This is a genomic window from Dellaglioa sp. CoH-55-MRSF-8, from assembly GCF_056782195.1.
This window is the reverse complement of record NZ_JBXAYH010000074.1, coordinates 1-465: the sequence shown is the minus strand read 5'-3', so window position 1 is coordinate 465 and position 465 is coordinate 1. Positions and strand designations below refer to the sequence as shown.

Annotated in this window: 1 protein-coding gene; it reads right to left on the bottom strand. The window is 54.0% G+C overall.

What is annotated here, in order from left to right; translation table 11 throughout:
• Window positions 1-160: 160 nt before the first annotated feature.
• On the bottom strand, window positions 161-465 hold a 305-nt coding region (locus tag AC1RPW_RS07975), incomplete at its 5' end, for a hypothetical protein (RefSeq protein WP_481769438.1).

Below are 465 nucleotides of genomic sequence, written 5' to 3'. Positions count from 1 at the left end.
GTGCAGGTCTGCCTCGTTATCTGGCCTATACGATTGGGCGGGCGCTATGGTCGTACCCGGAGTGCCGGGCACATTGTTATCGAGAGCCACGAGCCGGGTCGCCGCATTAATATGCATGCATATCTCCTATCAAAAACAGGGGCCGAAGCCCCTGTCTCCGTTACTGTGCCTGAACCGACGACAACGCTTCCGTGAACGACACACCTTGCTTGCTGATAACGACTTGCAGGTTGATGATGTGGATCGGTATCACCGGAATGATGATGACCGTCACGTTACGGATACCGCTGTTGAAGTCTTGCGCCGTGTTGTTCGACGAATCTGAGATCACTGTAGAATCTGAGATCACTGTAAAGTCCGAGATGCCCCGGGCGTTCTTGATGGTCTGGAGGTAATCCGAACACGACTGCACGATCTGACGACCCGTGAAGTCATCGTTAGGCTCTTGCAGCGAGTACAGCAGGA